This window comes from Glutamicibacter sp. NPDC087661, assembly GCF_044743275.1.
Classification (GTDB): domain Bacteria; phylum Actinomycetota; class Actinomycetes; order Actinomycetales; family Micrococcaceae; genus Glutamicibacter.
Map to the genome: position 1 here is coordinate 463,217 of NZ_JBIUWE010000001.1, position 22,740 is coordinate 485,956.

A 22,740-nucleotide genomic window follows, 5' to 3' on the forward strand; every position below is an offset into this window, starting at 1 on the left:
TAACGTTGATAAATGACAAAAAAGTGAAGCTAGAGACTCAGGACGTAGCCAGCCGTGAACGAATTGGACCTGCAGCAAGACGTTGCCCTGCTTACCGAGCAGATCATGAACATTGAATCCGTTTCCGGCAACGAGCAAGAGCTGGCCGACAAGGTGCACCAGGCGCTGCGGAAGCTGGCGCACCTTGAGGTGCACCGGGACCAGGACGCCATCGTAGCGCGCACCAACTTCGGCCGCGAACGCCGCGTCGTGCTGGCCGGGCACCTCGATACCGTGCCTTTGCCGCGCACCGAGGGCGCCAAGGGCACCGTGCCCGCAGAAGTCATCGACGGGGTGCTCTATGGCCGTGGTGCCACGGACATGAAAGGCGGGGTCGCCGTGCAGCTTGCGCTGGCTGCAGAACTGACCGAGGCCAAATACGATATCACCTACGTCTTCTACGACCACGAGGAAGTAGAAGCAGCCAAATCCGGTCTGGGCCGCCTGGCCAAGAACAGCCCGGAACTCTTGGAGGCCGACTTCGCGATCCTGCTGGAACCGACCGACGGCACCGTCGAAGGCGGCTGCAACGGAACCAGCCGCTTCGTCATCCGCACCCGCGGCAAGGCAGCCCACTCGGGACGTGCATGGATGGGGCATAACGCGATCCACGATGCGGGGGAGATCCTGCAGCGCTTGGCTGCCTACCAGCCCCGGACCATCACTGTTGAAGGCTTGGACTACCGTGAAGGCATGAACGCGGTCCGTGTTGCCGGCGGCATTGCCGGCAACGTGATTCCCGATTACTGCGAGGTGGAAGTGAACTACCGCTTCGCTCCGGACAAGACACTGGCCCAAGCTGAAGCCGTGGTCCTTGAGCTTTTCGACGGCTTCGACATTGAACGCACCGATGGCGCTGATGGCGCCAAACCCGGTTTGGACCAGGAGATCGCCGCAGACCTGATCAAGGTACTGGGCCAGGAACCGAAGCCGAAGTACGGATGGACCGATGTTTCCCGCTTCTCCGCCCTGGGCATCTCTGCCGTGAACTTCGGCCCGGGCGATGCGCTGCTGGCGCACAGCGATGATGAGCATGTGCCGCAGCAGGCCATCCGCGATTGCCTGCAGACCCTGCGCACTTGGTTGGGCTAGCGCAGAGGCTGGGATGATCAGCCTTTGAAGAGACAAAAAATCTCCGTACCGCGTGAATCATGCGGTACGGAGATTTTTTGTTTCAGCTGCTAGGCCTTGGGATCGGAAGGATCCTGTGGCGCTGGCACGTCGAGGCCGGCTGGGGCGCCGACTATAGCTGCGGCCGGGCCGGCCGGGGTATTCTTCTCCTTCTTCACCCGGCTGCTCAGCCGGCGCGAGACAATCACGGCAATCTTGCTCAAGGTGAAGTTGATGATGATGAAGATGGCTGCCGCCACAATCAGCGCCTGCAGGACGTTGCCGTTAGGCGAGGAGTAGGTGCGGGCGAAGAACAGCAACTCGTTGAAGCTGATGATGTAGCCCAAAGCCGAGTCCTTCAAGATCACAACGAACTGGCCGATCAACGCCGGCAGCATGGCGACCAGCGCCTGCGGGATCTCGATGTGGCGCAGCGACATGCCACGGGTCAGGCCGATCGCTATGCCTGCCTCGCGCTGTCCCTTGGGCAGATTGTGCACGCCGGAACGGACCAGCTCCGCAACGACCGAGCCGTTGTAGAAGATCAGCGCCGCGACCACGGCCCACATCGCCGTATCACCTGACAGCTGCAGGGAACGGGAGAAGAAGACGTTGAAGAACACGATCATCAGCAGCACTGGTACCGCGCGGAAGAATTCGACAATCACGGTGGAGATTCCGTTGATCAGCTTATTCTGCGCCAAGCGGCCGACACCGAAGATCAGGCCGAAGATCACCGAGCCGATGATGCCCAGGACTGCTGCCTTGGTGGTGTTCCACAAGCCCGGAAGCAGGTAGTTCTTCCAGGTGCTGCCTTCGATGAAGTCATCCCATTGCGAAGGCTGCATCTGGTCCTTGGCGGCCAGGCCGAGGACGATCCACGCCACGATGCCCAAGGCAATCAAGGCGCCGACTATGTTTACCGCCAAGATGCGGCGGCGGGCCTTTGGCCCGGGAGTATCAAAAAGAATCGACGCGCTCATCGTGCCACCGCCAGTTTCTTAGAAGCCCAAGTAGTCAACAGGCCCACCGGGATGACGATGATCACGAAGCCCACTGCGAAGGTCAAGAAGATCGGGATCACGATATCTGCGCGGAACTCAATCATGGTCTTCATGACCGAGGAGGATTCCGTGGCAACCGAACCGACCGCTGCGACGGTGGAGTTCTTGATCAAGGCGATCAAGGTGTTGCCCAAGGGGACAATCGCGCCGCGGAAGGCCTGCGGCAGAATCACCAAGCGCGCTGCGGGCAAGAAGCTCAGGCCGATGGCACGAGCAGCTTCTGCCTGTCCCAGGGGAACCGTGTTCACGCCCGAGCGGATCGCTTCGCACACGAACGCCGCGTGGTAAACCGCAAGGCCAAGGACGGCGAGGCGGAAGAAGTTTCCCTGGAAATCGCTGCTGAGCACGAATCCGAGCTGGCCGTAGAGGGCCAGCACGCAGAACAGGATGATGATGGTCAGCGGGGTATTGCGAATCAGGTTAACGTAGCTGGTGCCCAGGGCCTGGAAGCTCCCCACGGGGGAGATGCGCAGCAAGGCCAAGATGGTGCCCAGCACGAGGGCGCCAATGGCAGCCCAAAAAGTTAGTTGGATATTGACCCAGAAAGCTCCGGGAATGTCGTACTCAGTGAATATGGATAAGTAATTCTCCACTGCAAGCCTCTGTCTCGATGGCCGGAAAACCGGCCAAGCGGCTATGGGTCCGGTACCTGCATTAGCTGGTACCTGGGAAACGCAGATTGCAGATGGGGGCCAAACACGCTGCGTTTGGCCCCCATCGCATCAGATGCTGCTAGGCGCAGGAATCCGAAAGGGTTGGCGGGTTGGTTTCAGCGTTCGGCTTGTAACCGGTGCCTTCGGTGTTCTTGTCCAGGGCCTTCTGCCACTCGCCGGACTCGATCATCTTGGTGATTGCCGCATTGATGTCGCCGCACTTGTCGGTGCCATCAGGCAGGCCCACGCCGTAGTTCTCTTCGGTGAATGGCGCGCCGACAACCTTGAACTTGCCCTTGTAGGCAGGCTGCGCAGCCAGGCCGGCAAGGATGATGTCATCGGTGGTAACCGCGTCAATGGTGCCGCCACTCATCTGGGTGGTGCACTCTGCATAGCCCGGAAGTTCCTGCAGGTTGGTGTTCTGGGCGTAGTTGTCCTTGACCTTCTGGGCCGAGGTGGAACCGGTGACCGAGCACAGGTTCTTGCCATCGAGGTCTTCTGGGCCGGCGATATCCGAGTCGGATGGAACCAGCAGGTCCTGGCCGGCGACAAAGTATGGACCAGCGAAGTCGACAACCTTGTTGCGCTCATCGGTGATCGAGTAGGTTGCGAAGATCATGTCAACCTGGTTGTTCTGCAGCATGGTCTCGCGGTTGGCCGACGGTGCCGAAATGAATTCGATCTTGTCCTCGGTGTAGCCCAGTTCGCTGGCTACGTACTTGGCGACGTCAACGTCGAAACCGGTGTAGTTATCGCCGTCCTTGAAGCCGAGTCCCGGCTGGTCGTACTTGATGCCGATGCGGATCTTGTCGCCGTCGGCTTCGCTGTCGCCGGAGCCGCCACATGAAGTCAGGGCCAGGGCTGCGACGGCGGCCATTGCGGCTACAGTGCCGAAACGAGTCTTGCGCATTGTTCCTCCTATTGGATGCGTGATGATGAAATTAGTGGTTGGTGATCAACTTGCCAAGGAAATCCTTGGCACGGTCGGATTTGGGATTGGTGAAGAATTCCTCAGGAGTGGCCTGCTCGACGATCTGGCCGTCGGCCATGAAGATCACGCGGTCCGCCGCCTTGCGGGCAAAGCCCATCTCGTGGGTGACCACGAGCATGGTCATGCCTTCCTTGGCAAGACCCACCATGGTGTCCAGGACCTCGTTGATCATTTCCGGGTCCAGGGCACTGGTTGGCTCGTCGAAGAGCATCACCTTAGGCTTCATGGCCAGTGCGCGGGCGATCGCCACACGCTGCTGCTGGCCGCCAGAAAGCTGTGCGGGCAGTTTGCCGGCCTGATTGGCTACGCCCACGCGCTCCAGCAGCTGCATCGCCAATTTCTTGGCCTCGTCCTTCTTCATGCCCTTGACCTTCATCGGACCGAGGGTCACGTTCTCCAAGATCGATTTGTGGGCAAAGAGGTTGAAGGACTGGAAGACCATGCCGACATCGGCCCGGAGATTGGCCAGTGCCTTGCCCTCTTCGGGAAGGGTCTTGCCATCAATCTTGATGGTGCCTTCGTCGATGGTTTCCAGTCGGTTGATGGCGCGGCACAGCGTGGACTTGCCCGAGCCCGACGGGCCGAGGATCACAACGACCTCGCCCTTGGTCACTTCGAGATTGATGCCGTTGAGCACATGCAGCGCACCGTAGTGCTTATTGACCCCAGTCAGCTGGACGATAGGGCCTTCAGAAGAAGCTTGAGCCTGATGATCGCTTTTCATGTTGTAGACATTACTTGATGTGACGGCGACTACGCGACCCGTCGACCATGTCACACCTAGTTGTTATCAAACTGTTCTCCAATCCGCGGTAGGTCACATCCGAAGATGCGCAGGAGTAACCGATAGAGTGAAGCTATGGTTCATCAGCGTAAGAGTGAAGAAAATGCCCGGGTCGGGCAAAAGCGCCACATCGAAGCGAGCTGGCCAGGAAAGCAACCGGAAGATCAGCTTGACCACCATCTTCTGGAAAGCCCGCAGGTCGATGTCACGCATAGCGACGTGTGGCGCGTGTTGCGTATCCAATCGGAATTCGTCTCTGGCTTTGGAAATATGGCCGGCACCGGTCCTGCCATCGCGGTTTTTGGTTCCGCGCGCACGGATCCAGGCAGCCCGTACTATGCGATGGCCCAGCGTGTCGGCAGCCGCTTGGCCGAGGAAGGCATCACTACCATCACCGGTGGCGGCCCCGGCGCCATGGAAGCGGCCAACAAGGGAGCTGCTGACAAGGACGGCGTTTCCGTAGGCCTGGGTATTGAGCTGCCTTTTGAAACCGGGTTGAATGCCTGGGTCAACAAGGGCCTGAACTTCCGCTACTTCTTCGTGCGCAAGACGATGTTCGTGAAGTACTCGCAGGGCTTCATCGTGCTGCCCGGGGGTTTTGGCACCCTCGACGAACTGTTCGAAGCGTTGACCTTGGTCCAGACCAAGAAGATCACCAGCTTCCCGATTGTGCTCGTGGGCACCGAATACTGGGGCGGCTTGGTGGACTGGATGACCAAGACGCTCGTTGCTGAAGGCACCATTTCCCCCGGTGATCTGGACTTGTTCACTATCACCGATGATCCTGATGAAGCGGTGGATCTGGTGCTGCGTGCGCATGAAGAAAACCTGAAGGTCGGCGACCTGGCGAAGGGGCAGTAGGCGATGCCGTTCCTCCTTGTTGCCATCGCAGTATTGCTGGTGGGTGCTGTTGCCCTGCTGCTGTCCAGCCAGCGGAAGAATGTACCGGCAGGTCGCCACTTCGAATCCACTGGGGAGCCCATCACGGGATTGGTAGAGCACCAGGCTTCGTTGCCGCCGGTGCTGCTGGCCAAGAATCCGCGCGCTGAAGATGTGGAGAAAGTTCGCTTCTCCTTGGGCTTGCGCGGTTACCGCTGCGACCAGGTGGATGAGGTGCTCGATGTCCTCGCGGCAGAAATTACCGAGCTGGAGAATACGGTTCGTGACCTTGAGTCACGGCGTGTGATTAGCGACACGGGCGAAAATTAGTAATAATAAAAGATAAGTGTCCCAACTCAGCAGGGAATCCTTGCTGAGGATGGACTAGGCATTCGGTTGTATGCACGGCAAGCGCCAGTGCATGCGTTAGCCACAGACGAAGGGAACAGCTTAATGGCTGCTATGAAGCCACGCACCGGTGATGGACCAATGGAAGTCGCTAAGGAAGGCCGCAGCCTCATCTTGCGCCTTCCAATCGACGGAGGCGGACGACTGGTAGTCGAGTTGAACAACGACGAGGCAACCGAATTGCGTGAGTGCCTGCTCAAGGTAACTGAGTAAGCTTGCCCAAGTTCTAGCTTTGGCCGCACGGGTTGCTGGTGCGGCAATCGAGGACCGACAGAAATGTCGGTCCTTTGTCTTTCCCGAAATCAGCGGCTAGAGGCGGGTCGCGGCCTTGGCAGGAAGGACAGTGGCCACAAACAGGCCCTGCTCGGTAGGGAACAGGTGGGTCTGCAAGCGCGGGTCCTCGCGCAGCATGCGCAGCGCATCTCGGGTCGTGACGGTGGAGGGGCGGCGAACCGCGGGCTTGGCCAGGCGGTGCTCGTCATAGGCGTTGTTAACTATGATCACCCCGCCGGTTCCGACCAGCCGCTTGGCCTCGGCCACGTACTCGAGCAGCAGCTCAGCGCCGGCGTCGATGAGTACCAGGTCGTAGGCGTGGTCGGCCAAGCGCGAGAGCACGTTCTCTGCGCGCTCATTGATAATGCGGGCGCGGGCCGTGGGGATGCCTGAATCGCGCAGGCCCTGGCGCATCGCGTTGGCGTGCTCCAGATCCGATTCAATCGCAGTCAACGTCATGGCGTTGCCCATGACCTCGAGCATCGCCAGCGATGCGACGCCCACACCGGATCCGATCTCCACGATATTGCGCGGCTGGCGCAGGGTGCAGAGCATCTGCAGCATCGAGCGGCCGGCCTGATCGATGCAGCGCACGCCCAGGTCTTCCGCACGTTCGCGAACCGGGGCGACATGCTCTGGTTCGTTGACGTGGTTCTGGGTATAGGTCCAGCTCGCGAAGAGTTCTGGATTCATCGATGGCATCGGCGGAGGTCCTCAAGGGTTGAATTGGCGGGGCCAGTTCCCATCGTACCTACGTCGTTACCTGAAGTTGTTGAACTTGGAGGTTCTCGCGCAGGGTATTCTTAGCTTCAGCTCAGCTTCCCATTTCATACTTGGAGTGTGAACAATGCACGAAGTGAAACAGTTTCTTCTACGGTGACTGCCGAAACCACGACTCCGACATGGGATCAGATGGTCCAAGAACATGGGCAACGGGTCTTCCGTTTGTCCTACCGTTTGACTGGTAACCGCCAAGATGCCGAGGACCTCTCCCAGGAGGCATTCGTTCGCGCATTCAAAGCCTTGGAAAATTACACCCCCGGAACCATGGGCGGGTGGCTGCACCGCATTACCACCAACCTGTTCCTGGACCAGGCTCGGCGCAAGAGCAAGATCCGCTTCGACCGTTTCGCCGAGGGATCCGAAGACCGGATGCCCGGTACCGCGGTAACCCCGGAACGCTATTTCGAATTCAACAACTTGGATGTCGACGTGCAAGAAGCCCTGCGTGCGTTGTCGCCGGAGTTCCGTGCCGCTATTGTCCTGTGCGATATGGAAGGCTTCTCCTACGAGGAAGTCTCACGCATCCTGGATGTCAAGCTCGGGACCGTGCGTTCTCGCATCCACCGTGGCCGCGCCATGCTTCGTGATGCGCTCGCTCACCGCAATCCAGCCAACCGCCCTGCAAAGACCATGTCGTTGCCGCGCATCCCGCGAGGCTTGCGCGCCGCCAGCTAACCCCGTTCATCGCGTGTTCACCGTTGGCGTGGCGCGGTGACTTCGTTAGTGGCACTGGAACAAGGTAATCTTCTTACGTGGATCTTTTTGGTATTAATGGTGGCGAGTTTGTCGTTCTCGCCGTGCTGGCGGTCGTTATTCTGGGCCCCGAAAAGCTTCCCGAGTACGCCAAAAAGCTAGCGAACCTGGTCAAGGAAGTGCGGCGCATGGCCAATGGCGCCAAGGAGCAGCTGCGCGAGGAAGTAGGCGACGAGGTTGCCGACATCGACTGGAAGAAGCTGGACCCGCGCCAGTATGATCCACGTCGAATCATCAAGGAGGCGCTTGTCGATGAATTCGACGACGCCGTGAATGCCGCAAAAGGTTCTCCAGCCAAGACCGTGGCCCCAGCACCGGTGCGCACCGCGGTCCCTTCGGCTACCGCGCAGCAGCTGCAGCTGGGCGCCAACGAACCGGCACCCTTCGACTCAGAAGCCACCTAGGCCCAGAAGTCCTCAGAAAGACATCGGCAGCGATCGCCCGGCAAGCCCGCGCGGTCGCTGTTCCAATTTCCCGGCCAATTCACGCATCGCTGCCGCGGCCGGTGCTCCCGGGGTGCTGAGCACTACCGGCTGGCCCTGATCCGAACCCACGCGTACGGACTCTTCCAGCGGAATCTGGGCCAGCATCCCAACAGGGTAGCCCAGCTGCTGGCTCAGCGATTCGCTGAGCTTGGCACCGCCACCGGAACCGAAGACCTCCATGCGCGACCCGTCGGGCAGCTGCAGGAAGCTCATGTTCTCAACCACCCCGATCACCTTCTGATGGGTCTGCAAGGCGATGGTGCCGGCGCGTTCGGCAACCTCGGTAGCCGTGGACTGCGGAGTCGTGACCACCAGCAGCTCGCTATTGGGCAGCAGCTGGGACACGGAGATGGCCATGTCCCCGGTGCCTGGCGGCAGGTCCAGCAACAAGTAGTCCAGGTCCCCGAAGTAGACATCCGAGAGGAACTGCTCCAGGGCCCGGTGCAGCATCGGGCCGCGCCAGATCACCGGCTGGTTGGAATCCAGGAACATGCCAATGGAAATGACCTTCACTCCGTGCGCCACCGGCGGCAGGATCATGTCATCAACCCGGGTGGGGTTCTGCGAAATACCCATCAGCGAGGGAATGGAGAAACCATGGACATCGGCGTCGATCAGGCCGACCTTCAAGCCCTGGGAGGCTAGCTGGCAGGCCAGATTCGCGGTAATCGACGACTTGCCCACGCCGCCCTTGCCGCTGGCCACAGCGATCACCCGGGTCAGGGAAGCAGGATCGGAGAACGGGGTGCGGCGGCTGGCCAGTGACTCGCGCAGCTCCGCGCGCTGCTGCGGATCCATGACGCCCAGGCTCACCTCAACGCGCTGCACCGCTGCTACGGTCAGCAGGGCCGCGGTGGCCTCTTCCTCGATGGTGGAGCGCATCGGGCAACCGGCGATGGTCAGCAAGATCTTGACCCTGGCGGTGCCATCGGCCAGGACAGCTGATTCCACCATGCCCAATTCGGTGATCGGCCGGCGAAGCTCCGGGTCGTTGACCTTTGCGAGGGCGGCTAGGAGTTCTGGCGTGGTGCTCAATGCTTATTTGCTCTTCCGGTGCTGGCCCTGCTGGGGCTTGACGGTTTCGATCATCCCGGTTTGCGGGTGCGAATTCTTATTGCCGCCCTTTTTCTTCGCGCGCAGGTGCAGCTCTTCGCCATCAGAGGTTTCCAGCAGCTCTTCAAGCACATTGCGCAGTTCGGAACGCACGTAGTCGCGGGTGGCAACATCGCGCAGTGCCAAGCGCAGGGAAGCCAGCTCGCGGGTCAGGTACTCGGTGTCGTACAGATTGCGTTCAGCACGGGCGCGGTCCTCGGTCAGCGAGACGCGGTCGCGGTCATCCTGGCGGTTCTGCGCCAGCAGGAGCAGCGGAGCGGCGTAGGAGGCCTGCAAGGAGAGCATCAAGGTCAGCGCGGTGAAGCCGATGGTGGCATCGTCAAAACGCCAATTGATCGGGGCGACCGAGTTCCAGATCAGCCAGAAGGCGCAGAACACCGTCATGTACAGCAGGAAGGTCGGGGTGCCCATGAAGCGGGCGAACTTCTCCGTGGCCGAACCAAAGAGGTCAGGGTTCGGGGAGAACCGGGGCCAGAAGCGTTGTCGTGCTGCAAGCGGGGTATCCAGGCCGTTACTCTTGCGCTGCTCAGCCATAGCTGGAACTCCTTTGCTGCTGATGGGTGGGTGGGGCGTTGGCTAGTCTTGGGAACGCCAGTCATCCGGGAGGATGTGGTCCAGCACGTCATCCACGGTGATGGCCCCTACAAGCCGGCCTTCCTTGTTGGTCACGCCTACGCTGGTGAGGTTGTAGGTGGCCAAATGGCGAACCACTTCGGTGATATTGGCCAGATCCGACATGGGCTCCAGCTCCGTATCAAGGATATCGCCCAGCGGCTCCGGGGGAGCGGCACGCAGCAGCGCCTGGATGTGGACTTGGCCCAGGTAGCGTCCCGTGGGCGTCTCCAGCGGCGGGCGCACCACATATACGGTCGAAGCAAGCGCCGGGCTCAATTCCTCCAGGCGCACCGAAGCCAGGGCTTCAGCGACCGTGGATTCAGGGGTGAGAATCACCGGAACCGGGGTCATGATCGACCCGGCGGTACCTTCCGGGTAGGCGAGCAAGCGGCGGACATCCTTGGCCTCTTCCTCGTTCATCAGATCCAGCAGCTGGTGCTTGGTCTCTTCGCTGACTTCAGCCAGAAGGTCGGCCGCGTCATCCGGGTCCATTTCCTCAAGCACGTCCGCGGCACGTTCCAGGCCCAGGGCGGAGAGGATCTCCACCTGCTCGCGGTCCGGAAGTTCCTGGAGCACGTCGGCCAGGCGCTCATCTTGCAGATGGGCCGCGATTTCCAGGCGGCGCTTCTCATTCATTTCATGCAGGGCGTCAGCAAAGTCGGCAGGCTTCATCTCATCGTGGGCGGCCACGAAGGTGTCAGCGGACTGCGGTTCATTCTTCGAACCGTGGCTGACCTCGTCCCAGGAGACCAGCACCTTGTTGCGGCGGCGCGAACGCAGTCCCAGCAAATTGGCCGTCGGTTCTCCACGCTGGACATAGTATTCGTTGATTTCCCAGTCCCCGCGACGGGTCTGCGCCAAACCGATGTCCTCGATGACACCGCGACCGGAACCATCAACGAAGGTGATGGTGCGGTCGAACATTTCGGCGACAACCAGAATTTCCTGGCCGCGCTGCTGGAAGCGGCGCATGTTCACCAGGCCGTTGCAGATCACCTGGTTGGCTTCCATAGACTGGATGCGGGTCATCGGAACGAACACCCGCCGTTTGCCGGGGACCTCGACGACCAAGCCCACGCAGGCGGCGGGTTTCTTGGGGCCGCGGGAGACCACCACGACATCGCGCAAGCGGCCTAAGCGGTCGCCCAAGGGGTCAAAGACATCAAGCCCGAGCAGCCGGGCGACGAAGATTTTAGACACTTGTGCGCTCACCCTCCTAGACTATCGCGTTTCAGCCCCGTTCCCGGTGTGCAAAGCCACAGGGCCAGTGCTGTTTCTTTCACCCTCAGCGATAGTTGCTTCACAACTAGGCAGGCTCACAGTAAACCTGTGCACAATATAGTTATGACCTCGCCTCATGGAGTAAATTCGATTAGCACCAGCGGCCTGCCGCGCGGAGAACTGCTTGGACGTTACACCAGCTATCTCGACGCGCAGAAGCTCGTGGATTACCTGGCCGATAATGATTTCCCGGTCGCCGCGGTAAGCATCGTCGGCAATGACGTACGCACCGTGGAGCGAGTCACCGCGAAACTTTCCTACCCGCGCGTGGCGCTGGCTGGCGCGGCCCAGGGCGGCATGATGGGCCTGTTTGTCGGCCTGCTCCTGACCCTCTTCGGCGGTGGCGGCAACGGGCTGTACCAGATTCTCTCCGCCATCGGCCTGGGCATGGCTATTTGGATGATCGCCGGCGTGATCAGCTATTCGACGCGTCGCGGCAAGCGCGATTTCGCGTCCTCCAGCCAGTTCGTGGCCACCAGCTTTGACGTGGTGGTGGATTTCGAGCATGCGCAGTCGGCCCGCATCCTGGCCTCCAAGCTGCCCATGCGTCCGCAGCAGGCACCTGCGCAACCAGTTGCCCAAGCCCCGCAGCAGCAGCCTGCCGCAGCTGCCGCACCGTCGGCCCAGGCAGCCGCCGCAGTACCGGCCACGCCTGCGCAGCCGGCCTCCGAGGAAGAGCGCAGCTCGCAGTTCCCCGACCTGCCCGATGGGCGTCCCCGCTATGGCGTGCGCGTCAACGAAGCCAAGCCAGCTGCGCCAGTTGCGCCGGTCGAGCAGCCAGCCAAGGACGAAGCGCAAGCACCGGCCGCCGAGGCCAAGGACACGCAGGACCTGTCGCAGGTAGAGCCGCGAGTGGATACTTCGCAGCAGCCTCAGGCCCCGGTCCAGGAACCAGCGCCTCGCAAGGATCCTGAAGCATAGGGACCAGCTAGGCCAAAGAAAGGCATGGGCGCAGTTACCTCGGTAACTGCGCCCATGCCTTTCGCTGGTTAACGCTGCGGGACGAATTAGCCGCGCAATTTAGCCATCCACGCTTCAACTTCCTCAGGCTTGCGTGGCAGGGCAACGCTCAAGTTCTCGGCGCCATCGGCGGTGACCAGGATGTCATCCTCGATGCGCACGCCCAGGCCGCGGTACTCCTCGGGGATCGCCAGATCCTCGTCCTTGAAGTAGAGTCCGGGCTCGATGGTGAAGACCATGCCCTCCTCCAGCTCGGCATCCAGGTACAGCTCGGCGCGTGCCTGGGCGCAGTCGTGCACGTCCAGACCGAGATGGTGGCTGGTGCCATGCGGCATCCAGCGGCGGTGATGCTGCCCCTCTGGATCCATGGCTTCTTCCACAGATACCGGCAAGATGCCCCACTCGGAGAGCCGCTCAGCCAAAACGCGGGTAGCCACCAGATGCAGGTCGCGGAACTTCAGGCCCGGCTTGGCCGCAGCGAAGGCGGCATCGGCGGCATCCAGCACGGCCTGGTAGACCTTGCGCTGCACCTCGGTGTACTTGCCGGACACCGGCAGCGAGCGGGTGATGTCTGCGGTGTACAGGGATTCGGCCTCGACACCTGCATCCAGCAGCAGCACCTCGCCCTGCTTGACGGTTCCGGTGTTGCGGATCCAGTGCAAGATGGTGGCGTTGTTGCCCGAGGCGGCGATGGTGTCGTAGCCCAGCTCGTTGCCTTCAAGCCGGGCGCGGGCGAAGAACGCGCCTTCGACAACGCGTTCGCCGCGTTCGTGCGCGACGGCCTTGTCCAGGTTGCGCACCACGTCTTCGAAGCCGTTGATGGTCGCGGCAACCGACTTGCGCAGTTCGGCGATTTCGTACGCGTCCTTGACCAGGCGAAGCTCGGAAACGAACTCGGCCAGCTCGGTATCCAGGGCATCGCTGGCTTCCAGGTCCTGGCCGGTGTTGATGCGCGAGGTATCCACCAGCGCCTCGATGTTCAGATCCACCTCGCGCACCAGACGGATGCGGATGCCGCCCAGGGCCTGCGGGCCGGAATTCTTGGTGATCGCGATTTCCAGCTGTTCCAGCGAATCGGTGGGCATCCCGGTGCGCGCCGACAGCGAGGACAGGGTTGGGCGCGGGCCCACCCAGAATTCGCCGGAACGCGAATTCAAATAGAAATCGGTGGTGTCGCGGCCGGCCATCGGCGCGAAATACAGGGTGGAAACGTGGTTGGAGCCGTGCTCGCCCACGCCGTCATCGGTCGGTTCCATGACCAGTACGGCGTCGGGCTCGTGGTCGACGCCCAGGCCGGTCAGGTGGGCGAACGCCGAATGCGGGCGGAAACGGTAGTCCGTATCGTTGGAGCGGACCTTGAGCGGGCCTGCCGGAATGACGATGCGCTCACCGGGGAAATTCTCCGAGAGCTTGGCACGGCGAGCGGTTGCGTAGCTGGCAGCGGCATCTTGTTCTGGCAGATCAGAAGTGTCTTGCGCCCACGAGGAGGCCATGAAGTCCTGGAATGCCTTGGACGTTGGACGCTGGGAACGGTTGTTCACGCGGTCTTCCAACGGCTGATCAGTGCTTGGTGCAGATGAATCTTGATTGGTCATGTTCCAAGTGTGTCACCATCAGCTGTATCCCAGCAAAGAATCAGCGCAGGGGATAACCTAGGCATATGCGAATCGACCTGCACACCCACTCCAATGTGTCCGACGGAACTGAAACTCCGGCCGAGCTCATGCGCGCCGCTTCGGTTGCGGGCCTGGATGTCGTGGCGTTGACAGATCATGACCAGACCACCGGTTGGGCCGAAGCCGCGGCGCAAGCCGGGAAGCTGGGACTGGGATTCATACCGGGCATGGAAATCACCTGCCAGGATACCCACGGCATCAGCGTGCATCTGCTCAGCTACCTGCATGACCCCACCTACCAGCCGCTGCTCGATGAGCTGGATATTGCGCTGAACTCGCGGATCGTTCGTGCCCGCCGCATTGTCGACCTGCTGGCCGAGGACTATCCGATCAGCTGGGATCTGGTGGGGGAGCATTGCCTGCCGGGTTCAACCGTGGGCCGCCCGCATATTGCCGATGCGCTGGTGACCGCGGGGGTGGTGGATAACCGCAATGAAGCGTTCGCCAACATCCTCTCCTCGCGTTCGCGCTACTACGTTTCGCATCCAGCGGTGAATCCTGCCACTGCGGTGCAATTGGTGCGGGAAGCCGGTGGCGTTCCGGTGTTCGCGCATCCCAAGGCCTCTGCACGCGGACGGGTAGTTCCCGATTCCACCTTCTACGAGATGATCGATGCCGGGCTAGCGGGGGTCGAAGTGCACCACCGGGACAATACCGCCGAGGGAAAGGCCTGGTTGCTCCAGCTGGCCGCAGATCGCGATCTGATTGTCACCGGATCCTCCGACTACCACGGCACCGGAAAGCTGAACCGGCTCGGCGAGAATCTCACCGAGCCGGAAATGCTGCATAGGATTATTGCCCAGGGGACCGGAACTCAGGCCTCGATATAGCTGGTGCTTCCAGGCAAACGAGCCTTCATCACCTCGACGGCCTCGGGGTTCTGGTCAATCAGCACATACTGGCGTCCCAGCTTCGCGGACACCGCACCGGTGGTGCCTGAGCCGGCAAAGAAGTCCAGCACCCAATCACCGGGGCGCGACGACGCGGCCACAATCCGGCGCAGCACGCCTTCGGGCTTCTGCGTCGGGTAGCCGGTCTTTTCCTTGCCGGTCGGCGAGACGATGGTGTGCCACCAGACATCGGTCGGCAACTTGCCCAGGGCGCGCTTCTCCGGGGTGACCAGGCCGGGAGCCATATACGGCTCGCGGTCCACCTCGGCCGAATCGAAGTGGTACTTCTTCGGATCCTTCACGTAGACCAGGATGGTGTCGTGCTTGGCCGGCCAGCGGCTCTTGGCGCGGGCACCATAGTCGTAGGCCCAGATCAGTTCGTTCAGGAAGCAGTCCCGGCCGAAAATCCCATCGAGCAGCACCTTCACGTAGTGCACCTCGCGGTAATCGAGGTGCACATAGAGCGTGCCGTCCTCGGCCAGCAGGCGGTGGGCCTCGCGTAGCCGCGGCTCGATGAAGCTGAGGTAGTCGTCGAAGGTATCGTGATACGAACGGGCGATCCCCAGCTCGGTGTTGTACTCGCGTCCCTTGAATCCGGTGCGGTCGCCTTCGCCTTCGGCAGCGCGAACCATGGTGCGCTGGGCACGGGTCTGCTTGCGCCCGGTGTTGAACGGCGGGTCCACATAGATCAAGGTGAAGCTTTGATCGGGCAGGGTGCCAAGGATGGAGAGGTTATCACCGTGATACACGGTATTACCCGAGGCTGGAACGACGGACGCCGGGGCATCCTGCGTTCCAGCGTCGGGCAAAGCTGGTTCTTCGGGTAGAGCGAGCACCGCTGGTGTGGGTTCCTTTCGGAAAAGTTGGCTGACCGGTTGGACTGGGGATTAGTCCTGGCCGCCTGCTTCGGTGCTGCGGGTGCGACGGCGCGGACGGCGTCGGCGGGCAGCGGATGCGCCCTCGGTCGCCTCCTGCTCCCCGCCGGAAGCATGGGTTTCGCGGTGGCGCTCGTTTTCGCGTGCCGGACGGTCCTGTTTGCCCTTGGAGTGGCCGTGGCGTGCGCCGTCCTGTTCGGCGCCGGAGTCCTGCGCACCGCGCTGCTGGGTCTGCTCGCCGTTCACGGTGCGGGTGCGGGTACGTGAATTGCTGCGGCGGCGCGGGGTGCGCGCCGAATCCTCGCGGCGTGGCGAGCCATCGCCCTCAGCTGCCGCGGTCTTCTTGGCACGCTGCAAGCGGCCCTTGGTGCCCTTGGGGATTCCCAAGTCGGCGAAGAAATGCGGCGAGGACGAGTAGGTCTCTACCGGCTCGGGAACGTTCAGGCCCAGCGCCTTGTTGATCAGCGACCAGCGGGGCACCGAATCCCAATCCACGAAGGTGACCGCAATACCGGTGTTGCCGGCACGACCGGTACGGCCTACGCGGTGCAGATAGGTGTTCTCATCATCCGGGCACTGCAGGTTGACCACGTGGGTGACGTCATCCACGTCGATGCCGCGGGCCGCGACATCGGTAGCTACCAGGATGTCGACCTTGCCGGCGCGGAAGGCCTTCAAGGCCTGCTCGCGGGCGCCCTGGCCCAGATCGCCGTGCAGCGAACCGGCGTTGAAGCCACGGTCCACCAGCTCATCGGACAGCTTGGCAGCCGAGCGCTTGGTCTGGGTGAAGATGATGGTTTTGCCGCGGCCTTCTGCCTGCAGCAGGCGGGCCACCATCTCGTCCTTGTCCATGTTGTGCGCGCGGTAGACCAGCTGGCGGATGTTGCGCTTGGTCAGCGAGTCATCATCGCCGGGATCCTGGGCGCGGATGTGGGTGGGACGGGTCATGTAGCGGCGGGCCATGGTGATCACGGCGCCGGGCATGGTGGCGGAGAACAGCATCGCCTGGCGTACCGGCGGCAAGGCGGCCAGAATGCGCTCGACATCGGGCAGGAAGCCCAGGTCCAGCATCTCGTCGGCCTCGTCCAGTACCACGGTGCGAACCTGCTTGAGGTTCAGCACGCGCTGGCGGTTCAGGTCGATCAAGCGGCCCGGGGTGCCGACAATCACGTCGGTGCCGGCCTTCAGGGCATTGATCTGCTCTTCGTAGGGGCGGCCGCCGTAGATGGTGGTGATCGAGATGTTCGAGTGCTTCGATGCCTGGGCCAGGTCGGCGCCGACCTGGATGGCCAGCTCGCGGGTCGGGGCCACGATCAGTGCCTGCGGGGCACCGGGGAATTCAAGATCCCCGTAGCCCTTGTCGCCTTCGCGGATCACGCGCTGCAGGGCAGGGATGCCAAAGCCCAGGGTCTTGCCGGTGCCGGTCTTGGCCTGGCCGATGATGTCGTTGCCGCCCAGGGCAACTGGCAGGGTCAGGGCCTGGATGGGGAACGGGTACTCGATCCCGGCTTCCGAAAGCGAAGCAACGATGTCTTCGCGAACCTTCAAATCGGCAAAGCTCTGCTTGATCGGCTCTGCGATGGTTGGCTCATTGTCTTGTGGTTCGGCCACTGGGGCCGAAAGCGTCGTGTCAGTCACGATGTCTTTGTTCTCGTTTCATGTGGGCACGGTACCTGCTCCATTCCGGCTTGCAACAAGCCAGGAGCATGCGGATACCGCACGAATCCAGCGGAGCCGATCGCTACTTTCACGTTAGGTGGCTTGGTCAAGCACCTGCGGGATGGCGGCCGCTGGGAAGTCGCCATAAAACTGTTTCATCTATCAGCCCATTGCGATCGGGCATCCTATTTACTAATAGGCCAAGCATAGCCGGTTTTGCCCGGAAACCCGGGTTTAGGAGTCTCAGGCCACGATTTCGAAGCTGATCTTGCGGGCCACGGGATCAGCTTGGACCAGCTTTACGCGCACCAAGGCGCCCGGCTGGGCGGAACCGGAAAACTCTCCGGTGACCGGTTCATCGGCCAGCTGCAGCACTCCGGGACGAATCTTTCCATCTTCCTTTTGCTCGGCTGACTTCAGCACGATGGCTTGGAATTCTCCCCCGACACGTGTTTTGAGCACATAGGCTTCGAGCAGGTCGACGGCAGCATTGTTCACCCGGTTGGCGGCAATGCTGCTGGTACGCATCAGCCCGGGCAGCTCTTCCAGGGCCGAGGCGAGCTGCTCGGGGATCGGTTGGCCGGTGGAAAGCAGGTGGCAGGTGAGCAGCACGAAGCGGTCCACGAGCCGGCGCAGCGGCGCGGTGGTGTGCGCGTAGGGTGCCGCCAGTGCCGCTTGGATCAGTTCCTCTTCGGGCTGCCCGGCTATGACCCGGTAGTCCGCACCGCGGAACAGCGCAGCGGCACGATGCATGATCACCAGTTGCTTCGGGTCGCTGACATCCAATGCATGCAGGTACTGCCCATAGCTTTGCGTTGCGTCCCACGGCGTGCCCAGCAACTGGGTCTGGGTGCGGAATTCCTGCTGGTCCGCTTCATCCGGTGCGGGCATGGTGCGCAGGATGCCCACACCGGCCTCGAGCATGATGCGGGCTGCGGCTATGCCGGTGAGCAGGGAAATCTGCGCGTTGTGCCCTTCCAGGGGCAGCGGGGTGCGGCTGACCAGCTTGTAGCCGTCGCCTGCTTCTTCAATTTCCTGGTCCGGCAGGTTCAATGAGGCGCCGCCGCGCAGTTGCTCCTGCAGCAGGCGCGCAGCACCGATTTCGGCGAGCAATTCCAGCTGCTCATCGGGTTCCCCCGAATCCAGCCGGGCCTGGGCGGAGGCGTAGTCGAGCTGGGCGCGGGAACGGATGCGCGCGCGGTTCAGCTGGACCTCGCCCAGGGCGCCATCGGCATCCAGGGAAATTTTCCAGTGGAAGGCCGGCCGGTCCTGGTCTGGCAGCAGCGAGCCCTGGTCTTCGGAAATCAGGGGCGGGTGCAAGGTGATCTTGCGGTGCGGCAGGTAATAGGTCTGACCGCGTTGGCGGGCCACCTGGTCCAGCTGGCTGCCCAAGGTCACGAACGCGGGAACGTCCGCGATCGCATAGTGCACGGTATAGCCCTGGCCGTTTCGTTCAAGGAACATCGCCTGGTCGAGATCGGTGGCGCCGAGCGGGTCAATGGTGAAGAACGGGATGCCGGTGGCGTCTTCTTCGGGGTGCTGGACCTGGGCTACCGCCAGTTCCGCGGCTTTCAGGGTTTGCTCGTCGAAGGGTGCCGGTACCTCGAACTCTGCTTCAAGGCCGAGCAGTAGCTGGGCCAGCGAGTTGGCGGGAACCGGGCGGGGGCTGCGGATTCTTCGTTCAGTCACCCCTTAGCAATACCATGACTCGGTGAGTCAAATCACCATTTGGGCGAAGAAATAGCCGGTTTCGCTTCTAAGCGAAACCGGCCACCAGCTGCCAAGGCGATGCCTCGGCGCGCAACAAGCTCTACTGTGCGAAGCCGACGCGGCGGACTTCTTCCGGGCCAACCTCAACGTAAGCGATGCCAGCAGCAGGCACCAGGACCTCGCGGCCCTTTGGATCCTTCAGTGCCAGAACGGTGCCGTCGGCGATCGCCTTCGAGACCAGCTCATTGACTTCGGCGTTGCTGAGCTCGGATTCAAGTACAACTTCGCGGGCTACATTCTGAATGCCAATGCGGATTTCCATGATTGTCGCAGATCCTCTCGAACGAAATAGGTGTCCCGTATGGGGCCTCTGAACACTAATTTAGCTAGTTTTCTTTCGGGAACTGCGAAATTCCGCGCCAAGCTAAACGGGAGATGAGATCCACGGCGGCATTCTGGTTCACCGAGGAGCTGCTGGTGGCCCAGTAACGCGCCGAAACCTGGGAGAGGCCTGCCAGGGCACGGCCTGCCAGCAGGCCTTCCTCCTCGCTCATGTCGGTATCTTCGACCACGACGCGGGCGATGGAGGAAGCCAGCGAACTGTTGAACTGCTCGATGCGATGGGCGATCAGCGGGTCCGAGAGCACATCGGATTCGAAGATCAGGCGGTACGCCTGGGATTCGCCCTTGATGTAGCTGTAGTAGGTGTTGATGGTGGCGAAGACGCGCTCGCGATTGTCGCTGGTGGAGCGGATCGCTTCATCCAGCTGACGGCTGAAGTCGGCCAGGTGCGAATCCAGCAAGGCGAGGTAGAGTTCGCGTTTGCCGGGGAAATGCTGGTAGAGCACCGGTTTGGAAACCAGGGCGACTTCAGCGATTTCGTCCATGGACGCACCATGGTACCCATGGGCCACGAAAACCTGGTGCGCTGCCTGCAGCAGCTGGCGACGACGCGCTTCACGGGGCATCCGTTGCGGGCGGGTGCCTTTGATATTTTCGAGTTCCGTCATGTCGAATGGGGCCTTTCCAGCTGCAGAGTGATCAGCTCCCAAGTCATCAAAGGAATTCTCGGGTGGATAATCTACTTGGAAGTAGTATTCCATGCTTCTGTGCGGAAAGTGGAAATATGCTGGGGGAAATCAGGTTTTCTACGCTGATTTGGCTTCCGGGGCGGCTGGACAGTTGCCCAGGGCCTGCGTAGTCTCCGATTTCCCGGGCTCCGGCTGCGAGAGTTCCAAGCCGTAGAGGGTTTCCAGGGCCGAGACGTATTCGCCGGTGCGGCCTTCGCCTGCCAGTTCGCGGGCACGCACGGTAGGCACATGCAAAAGCTGGCGCACCATGCGGCGCATGGCCAGCTCGACTTCCTCGGCTGCGGCGCTGCAGCCGTGCTGGGCACGGACCTTCGCGATCTCGGCATCCAGAACGGCTTTGGTGTGCTGGCGCAGCGCGACAATCGCGAAGTCGGCCTCGCGTTCACGCTGAGCGGCGGCAAATTCTGCGGTGGCGTTCTTGACGATGCGGCTAGCCGCGTGAACGGCCATGGCCTGCTCGGTCGGGGCGGCCATGCGCACCGATTCCAAGGTAATCAGTTCAACATCGGGCAGTTCGACCATGGTCGGATCGAAGTCGTGGGTGAGCGCCATGTCGATGGCGATCAGCGGGTGCTTCTTCACGCGCAGCGCTTCAAGCTCTGCACGGGCCAACTGGTGACCGCCGCCGGAGCAGCCAACGATGATGTCAGCTTCGCGCAGGGCCTGCGGCAGCAATTCGTCGCTGAGCGGGAAACCGCCGCGCTTCGCGGTGAAATCTGCGGCGCGCCCGGAATGCGAGTAAACCGAAATGCGCTGGACGCCGCGTTCCTTGAGCAACGCCATGGTGGCGCCAGCGTAGGAACCGGTGCCAAAGAGCACAACATCCTGCTCGGACCAGTCGCGGCCTTCAGTGGCCAGTTCTTCGGCCAGATCGAGGGCCACCGAAACCACGGACTTGCCCTGGGTGCCAAGGTCGGTATTCGAACCGACATCCTTAGCCGCGCGGGTGGCGTTCTGGAACAGGCGGGTGAGGTTGCTGGTTGTGGTCTTCTCTTGCTGCGCCTGGGTCAGTGCTCGACGCACCTGGCCAGCGATTTCGCGTTCGCCGACAACGGCCGAGTCCAGTCCGGCGCCTACGGAGAAGAGGTGCTCAACTACCGGGTCGCCTTCCAGCGTGGTGAGACGGCGGGCCAGGAATTCGGGGGAGAGGTCGGTGCTTGCTGCCAGCTCGTTGACCAGATGTTCTGCTGCGTCCTCCACGTGGTCCACGTCTGCGTAGACTTCGAAGCGGTTGCAGGTGGCCAGCACGACGGCGCCATTGATAGCCGCCGAACCGTTAACGGAGGCAGCTGCCAGCCCGTCGGCCGAAGCACTGATTTGTGCGACGGTCTCCAGATCGAGCTGGGAATGCGATGCGACAAGAGATAAGAAAACCACAGTGACCCCAGAATAGGCCGGAAAATACCGGCAGACAACGCAGGTGTGCCTAAATCCGCATGGTTCCAAGGGGTTAGTTTGCTCACCTTCCCCTGCGGGCGAACGCAGTAAATGGGCTTTTAATCTGAAGAGTTGGCAGAATTGGGGCATGACCCTGTCGCAGAACCATCCGTTGATTGATGGACGTACCCAAGATTCCGCTTTGATCCAAGCTTTGACCGGCAAGAAGCCGTCGCATCACCCGGTGTGGTTCATGCGCCAGGCTGGCCGTTCGCTGCCTGAATACCTGAAGCTGCGTGAAGGGGTGAGCATGCTCGACTCCTGCCTTGACCCTGCCATGGCCAGCGAGATCACCTTGCAGCCGGTGCGCCGCCACAAGGTGGACGCCGGCATCTTCTTCTCGGACATCGTCATCCCGCTGCGCCTTGCAGGCATTGGCGTGGACATCGTGCCAGGCGTTGGCCCGGTGCTGGACACCCCGATTCGCACCAGGGAACAGGTAGCTGCCCTTCCGGAGCTGACGGACGAGTCGCTGGAACCCATCCGCGAAGCCGTGCGCTTGACCGTGGCCGAGCTGGGCAAGACCCCGCTGATCGGTTTCGCCGGTGCGCCATTCACCGTGGCCGCCTACATGGTCGAGGGCAAGCCAAGCCGCGACCACCTGGGCCCGCGCACCATGATGCACACCGACCCGGACGTCTGGGACGGACTGATGACCTGGGCTGCCGACGCCTCGGGCAAGTTCCTGCGGGCGCAGGTTGAAGCCGGCGCCTCGGCCGCGCAGCTCTTCGACTCCTGGGCTGGTTCGCTCTCGCTTCCGGACTACCAGAAGCACGTCGCCCCGTACTCGGTGAAGTCCCTGGACTACGTCCGCGACCTGGGCGTGCCGTTGATCCACTTCGGAACCGGCACCGGCGAACTGCTCACCGCCATGCGCGATGCTGGCGTGGATACCGTGGGCGTGGATTACCGCATCCCGCTGGAAACCGCGATTGAACGCTTGGGCCAGGACGTTTCGGTCCAGGGCAACATCGACCCGGCGTTGCTCGATGCCCCGTGGGAAGTCCTCGAGGCGCACGTGCGCGAAGTGGTTGCAGCAGGCAAGAAGGCCCGCGGACATGTGGTGAACCTGGGCCATGGCGTTCCGCCAACCACCGACCCAACCGTGTTGACCCGTGTGGTGGAGCTCATTCACTCGCTGTAATTCAACAGGTCTAAGCTAGGTTTAACGCTGTGTTCCAACTGGCCCTCGAGGCCATGGGCAGGGAACA

Annotated in this window: 24 protein-coding genes; 9 read left to right on the forward strand and 15 right to left on the reverse strand. The window is 61.9% G+C overall.

The genetic code is table 11. The features are described 5' to 3' along the window. The first annotated feature begins 54 nt into the window (after positions 1-54). Positions 55-1,131, forward strand: a complete 1,077-nt coding sequence (dapE, locus tag ACIOTN_RS02260) for a succinyl-diaminopimelate desuccinylase (RefSeq protein WP_105657534.1) — start codon at positions 55-57, stop codon at positions 1,129-1,131. A gap of 89 nt (positions 1,132-1,220) precedes the next feature. On the opposite strand, the gene ACIOTN_RS02265 is transcribed toward dapE, so the two are convergent. From ACIOTN_RS02265 to ACIOTN_RS02280, 4 genes are all read right to left on the reverse strand, one after another. Beyond that, complete coding sequence (locus tag ACIOTN_RS02265; RefSeq protein ID WP_105657533.1) at positions 1,221-2,132, reverse strand: amino acid ABC transporter permease; 912 nt, start codon at positions 2,130-2,132, stop codon at positions 1,221-1,223. Then, positions 2,129-2,806 carry an amino acid ABC transporter permease gene (locus tag ACIOTN_RS02270; protein ID WP_105657532.1) on the reverse strand — a complete coding sequence of 226 codons (678 nt, stop codon included), beginning with the start codon at positions 2,804-2,806 and terminating at the stop codon, positions 2,129-2,131. Before ACIOTN_RS02270 ends, ACIOTN_RS02265 begins: the two co-directional genes overlap by 4 nt. Before the next feature lie 139 nt (positions 2,807-2,945). Then, positions 2,946-3,776: a glutamate ABC transporter substrate-binding protein gene (locus ACIOTN_RS02275; protein ID WP_105657531.1), complete on the reverse strand. Its 831-nt coding sequence runs from the start codon at positions 3,774-3,776 to the stop codon at positions 2,946-2,948. A 31-nt stretch (positions 3,777-3,807) separates the two neighbouring features. Next, positions 3,808-4,539, reverse strand: coding sequence for an amino acid ABC transporter ATP-binding protein (locus tag ACIOTN_RS02280; protein ID WP_181148852.1), 732 nt, complete (start codon positions 4,537-4,539; stop codon positions 3,808-3,810). Between the two features lie 177 nt (positions 4,540-4,716). Here ACIOTN_RS02280 and ACIOTN_RS02285 point away from each other — a divergent pair, with 177 nt between their 5' ends. The 3 genes from ACIOTN_RS02285 (at position 4,717) to ACIOTN_RS02295 (ending at position 6,141) form a co-directional block, all read left to right on the forward strand. Further along, a complete protein-coding gene (locus ACIOTN_RS02285) occupies positions 4,717-5,502 on the forward strand; it encodes a TIGR00730 family Rossman fold protein (RefSeq protein WP_105657529.1) in 786 nt (261 codons plus the stop codon). A gap of 3 nt (positions 5,503-5,505) precedes the next feature. Next, entirely contained in the window at positions 5,506-5,850 is a 345-nt protein-coding gene (locus ACIOTN_RS02290) for a DivIVA domain-containing protein (RefSeq protein ID WP_105657528.1), read from the forward strand. 123 nt (positions 5,851-5,973) lie between these two features. Beyond that, a complete protein-coding gene (locus ACIOTN_RS02295; RefSeq protein ID WP_013349509.1) occupies positions 5,974-6,141 on the forward strand; it encodes a DUF3117 domain-containing protein in 168 nt (55 codons plus the stop codon). 96 nt (positions 6,142-6,237) lie between these two features. Here ACIOTN_RS02295 and ACIOTN_RS02300 read toward each other — a convergent pair whose 3' ends face one another. After that, positions 6,238-6,903, reverse strand: a complete 666-nt coding sequence (locus tag ACIOTN_RS02300) for an O-methyltransferase (RefSeq protein WP_105657527.1) — start codon at positions 6,901-6,903, stop codon at positions 6,238-6,240. Positions 6,904-7,041: 138 nt separating this feature from the next. Here ACIOTN_RS02300 and sigE point away from each other — a divergent pair, with 138 nt between their 5' ends. After that, positions 7,042-7,659, forward strand: a complete 618-nt coding sequence (gene sigE / locus ACIOTN_RS02305) for an RNA polymerase sigma factor SigE (protein ID WP_105657526.1) — start codon at positions 7,042-7,044, stop codon at positions 7,657-7,659. A 77-nt stretch (positions 7,660-7,736) separates the two neighbouring features. Further along, positions 7,737-8,141, forward strand: coding sequence for a sec-independent translocase (locus ACIOTN_RS02310; RefSeq protein WP_105657525.1), 405 nt, complete (start codon positions 7,737-7,739; stop codon positions 8,139-8,141). A 12-nt stretch (positions 8,142-8,153) separates the two neighbouring features. Here ACIOTN_RS02310 and ACIOTN_RS02315 read toward each other — a convergent pair whose 3' ends face one another. From ACIOTN_RS02315 to ACIOTN_RS02325, 3 genes are read right to left on the reverse strand one after another with little or no spacing between them, the layout of a single operon-like run. Further along, the gene (locus ACIOTN_RS02315; RefSeq protein WP_105657524.1) at positions 8,154-9,257 is read right to left on the reverse strand and encodes an Mrp/NBP35 family ATP-binding protein; all 1,104 of its coding nucleotides are present in this window, start codon (positions 9,255-9,257) and stop codon (positions 8,154-8,156) included. Positions 9,258-9,260: 3 nt separating this feature from the next. Then, a complete protein-coding gene (locus tag ACIOTN_RS02320) occupies positions 9,261-9,869 on the reverse strand; it encodes a DUF1003 domain-containing protein (RefSeq protein ID WP_105657523.1) in 609 nt (202 codons plus the stop codon). A gap of 42 nt (positions 9,870-9,911) precedes the next feature. Further along, positions 9,912-11,162 carry a magnesium transporter MgtE N-terminal domain-containing protein gene (locus ACIOTN_RS02325; protein WP_105657522.1) on the reverse strand — a complete coding sequence of 417 codons (1,251 nt, stop codon included), beginning with the start codon at positions 11,160-11,162 and terminating at the stop codon, positions 9,912-9,914. Positions 11,163-11,294: 132 nt separating this feature from the next. Here ACIOTN_RS02325 and ACIOTN_RS02330 point away from each other — a divergent pair, with 132 nt between their 5' ends. Then, on the forward strand, positions 11,295-12,152 hold the full coding sequence (locus tag ACIOTN_RS02330) for a general stress protein (protein ID WP_181148842.1): 858 nt from the start codon (positions 11,295-11,297) through the stop codon (positions 12,150-12,152). A gap of 86 nt (positions 12,153-12,238) precedes the next feature. On the opposite strand, the gene ACIOTN_RS02335 is transcribed toward ACIOTN_RS02330, so the two are convergent. After that, entirely contained in the window at positions 12,239-13,786 is a 1,548-nt protein-coding gene (locus ACIOTN_RS02335) for an aminopeptidase P family protein (protein WP_105657521.1), read from the reverse strand. Positions 13,787-13,851: 65 nt separating this feature from the next. Here ACIOTN_RS02335 and ACIOTN_RS02340 point away from each other — a divergent pair, with 65 nt between their 5' ends. Further along, positions 13,852-14,697: a PHP domain-containing protein gene (locus ACIOTN_RS02340; RefSeq protein ID WP_332594818.1), complete on the forward strand. Its 846-nt coding sequence runs from the start codon at positions 13,852-13,854 to the stop codon at positions 14,695-14,697. On the opposite strand, the gene ACIOTN_RS02345 is transcribed toward ACIOTN_RS02340, so the two are convergent. The 6 genes from ACIOTN_RS02345 to ACIOTN_RS02370 all read right to left on the reverse strand — a co-directional run bounded on the left by ACIOTN_RS02345 (position 14,682) and on the right by ACIOTN_RS02370 (position 21,469). Further along, positions 14,682-15,566 (reverse strand): DNA-methyltransferase, encoded by an 885-nt coding sequence (locus ACIOTN_RS02345; RefSeq protein WP_402734981.1) that lies wholly within the window; start codon positions 15,564-15,566, stop codon positions 14,682-14,684. The genes ACIOTN_RS02340 and ACIOTN_RS02345 overlap by 16 nt on opposite strands. A 78-nt stretch (positions 15,567-15,644) precedes the next feature. Next, positions 15,645-17,270, reverse strand: a complete 1,626-nt coding sequence (locus tag ACIOTN_RS02350; RefSeq protein WP_402734758.1) for a DEAD/DEAH box helicase — start codon at positions 17,268-17,270, stop codon at positions 15,645-15,647. Positions 17,271-17,534: 264 nt separating this feature from the next. After that, a complete protein-coding gene (locus ACIOTN_RS02355; RefSeq protein ID WP_105661511.1) occupies positions 17,535-18,980 on the reverse strand; it encodes an RNB domain-containing ribonuclease in 1,446 nt (481 codons plus the stop codon). 121 nt (positions 18,981-19,101) lie between these two features. Then, on the reverse strand, positions 19,102-19,323 hold the full coding sequence (locus ACIOTN_RS02360; RefSeq protein WP_105657517.1) for a DUF3107 domain-containing protein: 222 nt from the start codon (positions 19,321-19,323) through the stop codon (positions 19,102-19,104). Between the two features lie 64 nt (positions 19,324-19,387). Further along, entirely contained in the window at positions 19,388-20,011 is a 624-nt protein-coding gene (locus ACIOTN_RS02365) for a TetR/AcrR family transcriptional regulator (RefSeq protein ID WP_402734759.1), read from the reverse strand. A gap of 138 nt (positions 20,012-20,149) precedes the next feature. Then, positions 20,150-21,469 (reverse strand): glutamyl-tRNA reductase, encoded by a 1,320-nt coding sequence (locus ACIOTN_RS02370; RefSeq protein ID WP_105657516.1) that lies wholly within the window; start codon positions 21,467-21,469, stop codon positions 20,150-20,152. Positions 21,470-21,617: 148 nt separating this feature from the next. On the opposite strand from ACIOTN_RS02370, the gene hemE reads away from it, so the two are divergent. After that, positions 21,618-22,673 carry a uroporphyrinogen decarboxylase gene (gene hemE, locus ACIOTN_RS02375; RefSeq protein ID WP_105657515.1) on the forward strand — a complete coding sequence of 352 codons (1,056 nt, stop codon included), beginning with the start codon at positions 21,618-21,620 and terminating at the stop codon, positions 22,671-22,673. Positions 22,674-22,740 lie beyond the last annotated feature (67 nt).